This is a genomic window from Cribrihabitans neustonicus (assembly GCF_048820895.1).
Classification (GTDB): domain Bacteria; phylum Pseudomonadota; class Alphaproteobacteria; order Rhodobacterales; family Rhodobacteraceae; genus Cribrihabitans_A; species Cribrihabitans_A neustonicus.
In genome coordinates, this window is sequence record NZ_JBMERQ010000023.1 from 1 (window position 1) to 9,730 (window position 9,730).

General features: G+C 62.8%; 9 protein-coding genes, 1 tRNA gene and 3 pseudogenes. 11 read left to right on the top strand and 2 right to left on the bottom strand.

Features of this window, described 5'->3' with window-relative positions; all coding sequences use genetic code 11:
- Positions 1 to 64 precede the first annotated feature (64 nt).
- Positions 65 to 141: transfer RNA gene (locus tag ACOHWE_RS19690), tRNA-Met, on the top strand.
- Between the two features lie 122 nt (positions 142 to 263).
- A pseudogene (locus ACOHWE_RS19695) lies at positions 264 to 1,446 on the top strand (integrase core domain-containing protein).
- Positions 1,447 to 1,559: 113 nt separating this feature from the next.
- Here ACOHWE_RS19695 and ACOHWE_RS19700 read toward each other — a convergent pair.
- Both ACOHWE_RS19700 and ACOHWE_RS19705 read right to left on the bottom strand, forming a co-directional pair.
- Positions 1,560 to 1,781 (bottom strand): hypothetical protein, encoded by a 222-nt coding sequence (locus ACOHWE_RS19700; RefSeq protein ID WP_420668449.1) that lies wholly within the window; start codon positions 1,779 to 1,781, stop codon positions 1,560 to 1,562.
- Between the two features lie 509 nt (positions 1,782 to 2,290).
- On the bottom strand, positions 2,291 to 2,551 hold the full coding sequence (locus tag ACOHWE_RS19705) for a hypothetical protein (protein WP_420668457.1): 261 nt from the start codon (positions 2,549 to 2,551) through the stop codon (positions 2,291 to 2,293).
- On the opposite strand from ACOHWE_RS19705, the gene ACOHWE_RS19710 reads away from it, so the two are divergent.
- From ACOHWE_RS19710 to ACOHWE_RS19750, 9 genes and pseudogenes are all read left to right on the top strand, one after another.
- On the top strand, positions 2,447 to 2,674 hold the full coding sequence (locus tag ACOHWE_RS19710) for a sigma-70 family RNA polymerase sigma factor (RefSeq protein WP_420668455.1): 228 nt from the start codon (positions 2,447 to 2,449) through the stop codon (positions 2,672 to 2,674). The two genes, ACOHWE_RS19705 and ACOHWE_RS19710, sit on opposite strands and share 105 nt — an antisense overlap.
- A 104-nt stretch (positions 2,675 to 2,778) precedes the next feature.
- Entirely contained in the window at positions 2,779 to 4,656 is a 1,878-nt protein-coding gene (locus tag ACOHWE_RS19715) for an ATP-binding protein (protein ID WP_420668450.1), read from the top strand.
- Entirely contained in the window at positions 4,653 to 5,720 is a 1,068-nt protein-coding gene (locus ACOHWE_RS19720) for an extracellular solute-binding protein (protein WP_420668451.1), read from the top strand. The genes ACOHWE_RS19715 and ACOHWE_RS19720 overlap by 4 nt, the downstream gene beginning before the upstream one ends.
- A gap of 322 nt (positions 5,721 to 6,042) precedes the next feature.
- Complete coding sequence (locus tag ACOHWE_RS19725; RefSeq protein WP_420668452.1) at positions 6,043 to 6,837, top strand: FAD-dependent oxidoreductase; 795 nt, start codon at positions 6,043 to 6,045, stop codon at positions 6,835 to 6,837.
- Positions 6,792 to 7,214 (top strand): dihydrodipicolinate synthase family protein, encoded by a 423-nt coding sequence (locus ACOHWE_RS19730; RefSeq protein ID WP_420668456.1) that lies wholly within the window; start codon positions 6,792 to 6,794, stop codon positions 7,212 to 7,214. The genes ACOHWE_RS19725 and ACOHWE_RS19730 overlap by 46 nt, the downstream gene beginning before the upstream one ends.
- 3 nt (positions 7,215 to 7,217) lie before the next feature.
- Positions 7,218 to 7,388 (top strand): hypothetical protein, encoded by a 171-nt coding sequence (locus ACOHWE_RS19735; RefSeq protein ID WP_420668453.1) that lies wholly within the window; start codon positions 7,218 to 7,220, stop codon positions 7,386 to 7,388.
- 10 nt (positions 7,389 to 7,398) lie between these two features.
- Positions 7,399 to 8,835, top strand: coding sequence for an aldehyde dehydrogenase family protein (locus ACOHWE_RS19740; RefSeq protein WP_420668454.1), 1,437 nt, complete (start codon positions 7,399 to 7,401; stop codon positions 8,833 to 8,835).
- Between the two features lie 23 nt (positions 8,836 to 8,858).
- A pseudogene (locus ACOHWE_RS19745) lies at positions 8,859 to 9,070 on the top strand (IS3 family transposase); the annotation flags it as partial.
- A gap of 409 nt (positions 9,071 to 9,479) precedes the next feature.
- Positions 9,480 to 9,730 (top strand): annotated as a pseudogene (locus ACOHWE_RS19750) (hypothetical protein); the annotation flags it as partial.

A 9,730-nucleotide genomic window follows, 5' to 3' on the forward strand; every position in this document is an offset into this window, starting at 1 on the left:
AATACCAGGGCAGCGCCAGGACAAAAAGTCCTCAAGCAGCGCAGCGGTAGGACATATAAACTGCCGCGGGATGGAGCAGCCAGGTAGCTCGTCAGGCTCATAACCTGAAGGTCGCAGGTTCAAATCCTGCTCCCGCAACCACTTTTCCGGCCAAGTCCCCGCAAAAAGCGGGGCTTCGTTGATTCCGGCATGCCCAATGACCCGCCACGGAATTTTTCCTCCACTGCCTGCTGGGGTCAGGCCCTACTTGAGGGCGTAAAGTAATGCAGACGGGTTTCACGGACGAGCAGATAATCGGCATCCTGGCCGAGCACGACGCAGGCGCAAAGTGAGTCGGCCTGTGCCGCAAGCACCGCATGCCAAAAGGCACCTACTATACTTGGAAAACCAAGTTTGGTAGCAGGACGGCGCCGGGGGGCGAAGCGGCTGAAGACGCTCGAATATGAGAATGCGAAGATGAAGAAGCCGCTGGCCGAGCAGATGCTGGATCTGGCTGCCATGAAGGATCTGGCCGCAAATAAATGGTAGGGTCCGCCGTGAAGCGCGAAGCAGCCGCATGCCTTCGGGCCACACACGGTCTGCCGGCGCGACGGGCGTGCTGAATTGCCGGTGCGGATCGCACGATGGTCCGCTGCCAGCCGCAGCACGTGCAGGGCACCGTGTTACGCGGACGGTTGCGGGACCTGGCCAACGAGCGTCGGAGGTTCGGCTATCGGCGGCTCTTCGTGCTGCTGCGCGGCGAGGGCGAGTCTTCGGGGACCGTTCCTATCGGCTTTATCGCGGGGAAAGGCTGACGGTGTGCCAACGGATGGCGCGGCGCGATGCGGGCGGAACACGGCTCCGGATTCTGATCGAGCGCGGCCCGATTCACGTTAGTCGCTGGATTTCCTCCGCGACCAGTTCGCCAATGGCCAGCGCTTTCGGGTTCTGAACGTCGCCGTCGATGCCAGTCGGAAATGCCACGCGGCGAACCCGGACACCTCGATCCAGCGGCGCCGCGTGGCACGCGGACCGATGGCCCTGATCGAGTGCCGCGGGACGCCTATCCTGATCGTCAGCGGCGATGGAACGGAACTGACCTTCCACGCAATCCTGCGGCGGTGTTCCAGACACCGGATCGAATGGCCATTACATTGCGCCAGGCAAGCGAGTGCAGGATGGCTTCGTAGAGAGATTCAACGGGCGGATGCGAGAAGGGCCGCTAAACGAAACCACGTTTCGTAACCTGGCACATGCGCCGAGCATGATTGCCGTCTGGGCCGCGGACTGCAGCACCGAACGCCCGCATTCAGCCTTGGGTTGCCAAACCCCGGCTGGCTGTGCGCGGACCCTAAACACCACAATCGCCCGCCCCGCTGCGCGAGATGAAAGCTCCGCGGGACGGGGATAGCTCAGCCTGCGCCAGCAAGCGTAAATGCCGACCTGGCTCCAGTCGCGGCTGGTTGAAAGTTCTTTGGCAGCTCAGGCCGTGAAGCGGAGCACGGGTATTGAGTGTCGGGAGCTGCCCTTAAGTGAGGGCGCGAAGCTGATCCGCGCCCTTCACCATCTTCTCGATGCGCTTAATAGCTCGGACGCCTGCAAACGCCCGCATCATCGCAGAATACGCCGGCAAGCCCGCCGATAATGGCGCCACGGTCGCCGTTTCCTTTGACGGCCTTCGCCGCGCCGTACCCAAGAGCTGCCCCGACAAGGCCGCGCTCCATATCACTGTCGATGGCGGCGCCTGGTGCGCAGGCCGAGACAAGGGCAGTTGCTGCGATGAGCGGGTAAATGAACTTCATGTTGGTCTCCTGAGGGGCCGGCACTGCGCCAGCGGAATCACGGGTAACAGGGATTGCAAAGAGATTCTCTCCCCGCAGCCCCCGCCATGCATATGCTCATACGCCAGAGGCGTGCTGTTATCCGATCACCGATACACATTCTGCGCGTGCTATCGGATAACAGCGCTTCCCAAACATTCGATCGGTAGATGGCGGTGTCTGAAGGGGCGCAAATCCGGGGTCATTATATCAGACCAAGGCAGGCATCGGGCTTTGACCGCCGTGCTGCGCCAGCGAAGGGCCGCACCCACGGCGATGACGGCTGTGGGCCCTCTGCGGCGCCTCGTGGCGGCGCGGGGTCAGCAGTTTCCGCCCTGGCAGCCAAACTGCGGTGCAGCGAACAATTATGGCCCTCTCCGATCCAACTTCCGCATCGGTCCGCAAGCCGGAGCATGCTGTCGCCAGACCTGGACAGGCCGCCCGAGAAAAACACCGTGCTTCGGGCATACCCTGAGGGCAAAGCAATAGTGTCAAAAGACCAAGCCTATTCGCAACTCACTATCTGACAGCTGGATGAGCGTGAGCATCAGGACCGCGCGGCGTTCAGTGAAATGTTTGGCTGCCTGCCACCGTGCCTGAAGGGGGTCGTCATCCGCTGCGGCGCGCGGCCGGCGCAGGCCGAAGAGATTCTCCAGAATGGCCTGCTCGCGATCTGGCGCAAGGCGGCGATGTTTGATCCGCACGGGGCGCAGGCATGTGCCTGGATTAGCCAGATAGCCCGCGTCGTCCATAAGGAAGACCAGCCGGTGCCCGATGAGCTGGAAGAGGATCCCGGAACCGAGCCCAGTCCTAGCCAGAGCGTGGCCACGAAGCAGGAGGCAGGCCATCGGGCAATTGCGGCGGCCCCGAGATGAGCGCTACTGGTTAAAATTATCATTTCAGCCAATTAATTGATCGTCAATGCGTGCTGTTCAGGATGAAGTTTGAGTTCTAGTGTGCCGGAAAATGCCGCCAGGACATGACACAGCAACAATACTCCGGACGCCACATGACCACGCAGCGTGTCACTCGAAGTTATCTCCGGCTGCGCAGCGGCATCGCGCTGGCGATCCTTCTCAGTGCCGCAGTGGCCGCTTTCTGCGTCACGCTGTACGGGCAAAGGAGTGTGGCCCAGCGGGCGGAAAACACCAGAGTTCTCGACCAGCTTCTGGTCTCCCTTGCCGAGCTGTCGCTGGCGTTCGATGAGTTGAAGGACGAACCGGGCAGCCAGAAGGCGTTGATTGCGCGCGGCCGCATCCGGCGAAGCGCAAGGCCCGCCGCAGACTCGCTGGCAGAACTCACCGGCGCCGAGGGGTTTGCGGCATTTTCTCAGCAAGCGCAGCAGATCCTGTCCCAGCCAACACTGAACCCGGTATCCGAACTCAAAGACATTCTGCTTCTGACCGAGGTCCTGACAGACCCCGCTGGAAACCGTAATGCCGATACAAAAGCAGCCGCGCTGGCCTCGAACCTGTCCAGGCGGCTGCTGACGGTGTTCATGAAGGCAAAGGAGGCCGAGGCCCGGACCGGACTGATTGCTGCGGATACGCAGCTGATTTATGCGCTGGTGGCCGTTGCCATCGGCGCGGTTGGCGTATTTGTTGCCGCCCGCTTCGTGCATGTGCCGATGGAGCGCTTTATCATCTCCGCGCAGTCCGAGATCGAGGCAAGCCGGCGCAAGGCAGAAGCCGCGTCGGAGGCGAAGTCGGTGTTTCTGGCGACAATGAGCCACGAAATCCGGACACCGCTGAACGGTGTGCTGGGCCTGGCGGAGCTGCTGAGCGATTCCGAGCTCGATGACAAGCAGCGGCACATGATCCGCATGATGATCATCAGCGGAAATTCTCTGCTGAGCATCATCAATGACGTTCTGGACTTGTCCAAGGCCGAAGCCGGCAAGCTGGAAATGGAAGCAGAGGCATTCAACGTCCGCGCGCTCTGCCAGGAGGTCATAGACCTGTTCTCCGCTCGAGCCCAGAGCGCGAATATAGCGCTGAATTTGAGTGAAAGCAGCGGAGTGAGCAACTGGCACGTTTTGGGATACAGCACAGCGATCCGGCAGATTGTCGCGAACCTTATCAGCAATGCGCTGAAGTTCACTGAAAACGGCTCGGTTGATATTAGGCTGCAGGAACTGCCGTCCGGGCGGGACGGCACCCGGATGATCCGGATTGCCGTCAAGGACACCGGGATCGGGATCCCGCCGGACGCGCAGGAACGGATCTTTGAACAATTTGCGCAGGCCGACGCAACCACGACCACACGGTTTGGCGGAACGGGACTAGGCCTCGCCATCGCAAGAAACCTCGCCGAAGCGATCTGCGGCAGGATTGCCCTGCAAAGCGCAGTGGGGGCAGGGTCGGAATTCAGCCTGGAATTCCCGGTCGAAAAGGTTCCGCCCCCCGCCGAAGTTCCCGAGCCCGAACCGGTCGGCACTTTGTTCTGCAAGAAGGTGCTTGTTGCTGATGACAACCGGGTAAACCAGATTGTCGCAGGCAAGATGCTGGAGCGTTTGGGATGTACCGTGAAGATTGCAGGAAACGGGGTCGAAGCGGTTGAGCTGGCCCGCAGCTGGGCGCCTGACCTAGTGCTGATGGATGTGCGGATGCCTGAACTGGACGGCCTCGACGCGACCCGGGCGATCCGGGCACAGGAGCAGGATCTGGGCTTGGAACCGGTGCCGGTCATCGGCCTATCCGCCAACGCGATGAGCGAACAGCGTTCTGAGGGCCTGTCTGCGGGTATGAACGACTATCTTTCAAAGCCAGTCAGCAAAGCAGCGCTTGCGGCGGCGTTGGCCGGTCTCTGGCCGGTGGAAGCCGGCACAACGACTGATGGGAGCACGAAATGCGCATGATAGCGACGATTGCCGCGGCCTTGGCGGCTCTGGCTGCCCCGGCCGCAGCGGACTCCGGCCGGGTGTGGCTGTACAACTGGAGTGGCTATTTCGACCCGGAAACTGCGGAGAGCTTCCAAGAGGCCACTGGCACTGAACTTGTCCTGGAGACCTATGGCGAAGCTGATGAGGCCGAAGCGCGGCTGATCGCGGGCGGTACCGGTTACGACCTGGCGGTGGTATCCTCCGAAACCGTGGGCCGTCTTGCGGCGGCGGGGGCTATCCGGAAATTCAGCCTGGCCGGTATTCCGAATGCGGCTGGCATCGACCCGCAGCTGATGCAGCTTTATTTGGAAGCCATGCCGCAGGCGGACGGCTACGCCGTGCCGTATCTCTGGGGCACGACCGGCATCGCCTATGACCGCGCCGCGGTGCTGCAGCGCCTGCCGGAGGCGCCTCTCGACAGCTGGGCGCTGGTCTTTGACCCCGCCAACGCCAGCAAGCTCGCGGATTGCGGCATAACGATTGTTGATTCCGTCGAGGAAGTTGTTTCCGCGGCACTTGCCTATTTGGGCCTGAATCCGCAGTCGGCGTCAAAGCAGGATCTCGAGGCTGCATTTGGTCTGCTGTCGGCGATCGCGCCTTATGTCCGCTCGTTCGATGCCCACCAATACGATGCCCTGATGGACGGGGAAGTTTGCCTGGCGGTTTCCTGGAGTACGGATGGCCTCGCACCGCAGCTGGAACAGAACAGTGACAGGTATCGCTACGTGGTGCCCGTGGAAGGCAGCAACTTATGGGCGGACCTGTTTGTTATCCCGAGTGACGCCAGCAATCCTGACGTGTCCCGCCAACTGGTGAACCACGTGCTCCAACCCGAGGAGATGGCCCGGGCGACGCTTTTCACCAATGCCACCAACAGCGTGCCGGCCTCCCGCGCAGAAATCCGCGATCGCAGTTACGACATTCCCGCACTGACATTGCCTCAGGAGAGCCGGGAAAAGCTGTACTTCGTAAAACCCCGCAGTGGCGAGGAGAAGAGGGCACTCGACCGCCGCTGGAGGCTGCTCCAAATCGGGCTCTAGTGGCATTGGACGGCAGCAAGATACGCTGAGGGGTCGTGATCCTGACCTCGGCTGACGTCCTGGCTTTGACCTTTTCTGGCTGAGAGAGTAGCCCTTCCCGCGGGACTCCGAACGGTGTTTCCCTCCAGCGCGGCATTTGGCCTGTGGCAGTTGTCATAGGAACTTTGACCTTCTCTCCTGAAAAGTCTGCAGTGCCTGTCGGTTCTGTTGTTCGCCACGGTGTCGGTCGTCGAGCGGCTGGTCGTGCGCTTGTGAGCTGAAGTCATGAAATTTCAATGGCTTGGCTTCTGATCTCTTTCACGCGCCAGGAGGAGTTTGTCCAATGACAGCCCAAATCAAGACCTACGTCACCTCGCGCTCGGAGCAGATCCCGGTGGTTGCCGGCACCGATGTGGTGGTGGTCGGCGCAGGCCCCGCGGGGCTCAGCGCCGCGGTCTCCGCCGCCCGCAACGGCTGCTCGGTCACCCTGATCGAACGCTACCACCACCTCGGCGGCATGGCCTCGGGCGGAATGGTGCTGGTGCTCGACGACATGGTGAACGAGGGCAACGAGGTCGTCACCACCGGCGTCGTCAGCGAGTTCGTCGACCGGATGGCGGCGCAGGACGGCGCGGTGTTCCCGCCGTCCGAGGATTGCCTGACCAATTGGAAGATGTGGCAGAAGTGGTCGCGCTGGGGCTGCATCGACTTCCACAAGTCCGGCATGCCGCAGCCGATCATCCACGTGGTGGCCTTCGACCCCGACGCCTGGAAACGGGTGAGCCTCGATCTGGTGAAGGCGGCGGGCATCCATCTGCGGCTGCACTCGTGGTTCTCGGAGGCGCTGATCGATGGCGGCACGGTCAACGGCGTGATCTGCCAGACTAAGCTGGGCCGCCAGGCGATCCGCGCGAAGATGGTATGGACGCAAGCGGCGATCTGGACGTGGCAAGCTCGGCCGGGGCCAGCTTCACCGACGGGCAGTATATCGTCACCACCGTGTTCCGCCTGTGCGACGTGGATACGGACAGGGCCGAGGCCTTCGAGTACGCCAACCCCGAGGAATACAAGAAGCTCTACCCGGCGGCACTGGTGCTGCCGCCCTATTACTACACGCCGCCCACGGCCGAGGGGCTGATCGTCTGGTACGGCGCGCTGCACGACGCGCTGGGGGCGCGCCGGATCAAGGTCTATTTCTACAACTACCCGCAGATGACCGGCTTTGCCCTGCCGGCCCAGGTGATCGAGACGCTGCACCGCGCCCATCCGGAGCGGTTCTGCGGGATCAAGGACAGTTCGGGCGACCTTGGCTACTGCCGCGGGCTTGCGGCCGCGATGCCGGATATGCGGGTGTTTCCCAGCAGTGAGACCGCGCTGGCAGAGGCCGCGGGTTCGGGCTTTGCGGGCTGCATTTCGGCGACCGCCAACATCAGCGCGCCGCTGTGCCGCGCGCTATGGGAGAGCCGCGGGGCGCCGGACATGGGCCTGGCAGAGGCGGTTGGCGCCATCCGCTAGGCGGTGGCGGTACATCCGCTGATCCCCGCCGTCAAATACCTGACCGGCCGGCGCTGCGGCGATGGCCAGTGGAACACCGTCCTGCCGCCATTCCTGCCGCTGCCGTCAGACGCGCGGCGCGCGCTCGAAAGCATTGACATCACCGCACCCGCAAGGGCTGCGGAAACCGCATGAGGACCACGACATGAAAGAGCACGACAACCTGATCGCAGGCCAGTGGGTCAGCCACGGCAACTACCAGGAGAACCGCAACCCGTCGGATATTTCTGACGTGATCGGCCTCTATTCCTATGGTGATGCAGAGGCGGTGAACGAGGCCGTGGCCGCCGCGCGCGCCGCGCTGCCGGGCTGGGCCGCCGCCACCCCGCAGGCCCGCCACGACGTGCTGGAGAAGGCCGGCCGGACGCTGGCGGAGCGCGCCGAAGAGATCGGCCGGCTGTTGTCGCGCGAGGAGGGCAAGACCCTCGCCGAAGGCATCGGCGAGACCATGCGCGCCGCCCAGGTGTTCAAGTTCTTCGCGGGCGAGGCGCTGCGTCAGGCCGGGGAGCTGACCCCCTCGGTGCGCCCGGAGATAGACGTGGAGATCACCCGTGAACCGGTCGGCGTAGCGGGTCTGATCACGCCTTGGAACTTCCCTATCGCCATCCCCGCCTGGAAGGCCGCGCCGGCGCTCGCTTATGGCAACTGCGTGGTGCTGAAACCCGCCGACCTGACCCCGGGCTGCGCCCATGCGATTGCCGAAATTCTGCAGGAAAGCGGCTGCCCGGCCGGAGTCTTCAACCTGGTGATGGGCCGCGGCTCCACCGTTGGGGAGGCGATCGTCACTCATCCCGGCGTCGATGCCGTATCCTTTACCGGATCGGCCGCCACCGGCCAGCACATTGCCGACACCTGCGGCCGGCTGCGCAAGAAAGTGCAACTGGAGATGGGCGGCAAGAACCCGATGGTGGTGCTCGATGATGCCGACCTTTCCGTCGCGGTTTCGGCCTGCCTGAACGGCACCTTTTTCTCCACCGGCCAGCGCTGCACCGCATCCTCGCGGCTGATCGTGAGCGAGGGCATCCACGACGCCTTCGCCGAGGAGCTGGCCCGCCAGATGCTGGCGCTGAAAGTAGGCGACGCGCTGGACCCTGCCACCCAGATCGGCCCGGTGGTGGACGGCAGGCAGCTGCAGTCCAACCTGGCGTATGTGGAACTGGCCAAGCAGGAAGCCCGGGAGGTCATCGGCGGTGAACGGCTGCACCTGGCCAAAGAGGGCTTCTATCAGGCCCCCGCTCTGTTTCTCGGCACGCGGAACGACATGCGCATCAACCGGGAGGAAATCTTCGGCCCCTGCGGCTCGATCATCAGGGTGGCGGATTTCGACGAGGCCCTGACAGTGGCGAATGACACCGGCTACGGGCTGTCGGCGGGGATCTGCACCACATCACTGAAGGCTGCGCGCGAATTCCGGCGCCGGGCCGAGGCCGGCATGGTCATGATCAACTTGCCCACCGCGGGGGTCGACTATCACGTGCCGTTCGGCGGGCGCAAAGCCTCCTCCTTCGGACCGCGGGAACAGGGCCGCTACGCGGCGGAATTTTACTCCACGGTGAAGACTTCCTACGTGTTTTCCGGGTGATGGGCGGTGACGCAGCCGCAGCCATCCTCGACGAACTCGGCCGCGAGAGCCTGGCGATCAAGGTGCGGCGAAAGCTTAACAGCACCGAGGTGATACATGCCCTAAGCGACCTATGATCCTGCGGGGTGTTCCCATCCTCATCCGCCCGGATGACGGTCCCGGTTTCGTGGCGCAGGCGGTCGGAGACCGGATCCTGGCAGCCGGCGCCAAGACGGACTGCACCGAACCGGGGTCACTAAAGCCTGGCTATCCACCAACTATCGAACTGAACCACTGAAGTGCTGCTGATCAGATCAAGTGGGCTGATCAGCAGCCGTGGAACATGCATCGCTCGAAGGGGTGGCTCGGTTCAACAATTGCGGCCTGCCTGAGCCGTTCGGGAACAGTCCATTCGCAGAAGCACAGGCCAACTTCCACGCGGCTCTGGAAATTGAGTGATAGCCGCGTGACTAACTGCAATCAGCCTCCGGCAAACACGGTGCGGTTCAGGCCAGGATAGGTTCGGCGCTGTACGCGACCCATTTGCCGTTTCTCTCCCCCATAAGGCGCATAAGAAATTCTTCATAAATAGAAAGGGCGTCTGGCGCGCATTAGGATTTTATTAATCGGGCAGGTGTTCGTTCCTTCCAGCACAGTTTGGGAGAATGAAAATGCCGGAAGCGGGACCGACGATTTATTACGCACCACAGTCAGGTGGAACCGTTTACGGTGACGACCAAGATAATCTGATTTACGGATCGGAGTTTTCCGACCACCTGGATGGCGGCGCGGGGGCGGATGTGCTGGACGGCGGCAGCGGCGGCGACGTGCTGAACGGCGGCACCGGCGCGGACAGTGATGTGCTGACCGGCGGCACGGGCGCCGACCGCTTCGAGGCCTGGCTGGAGTATGACTA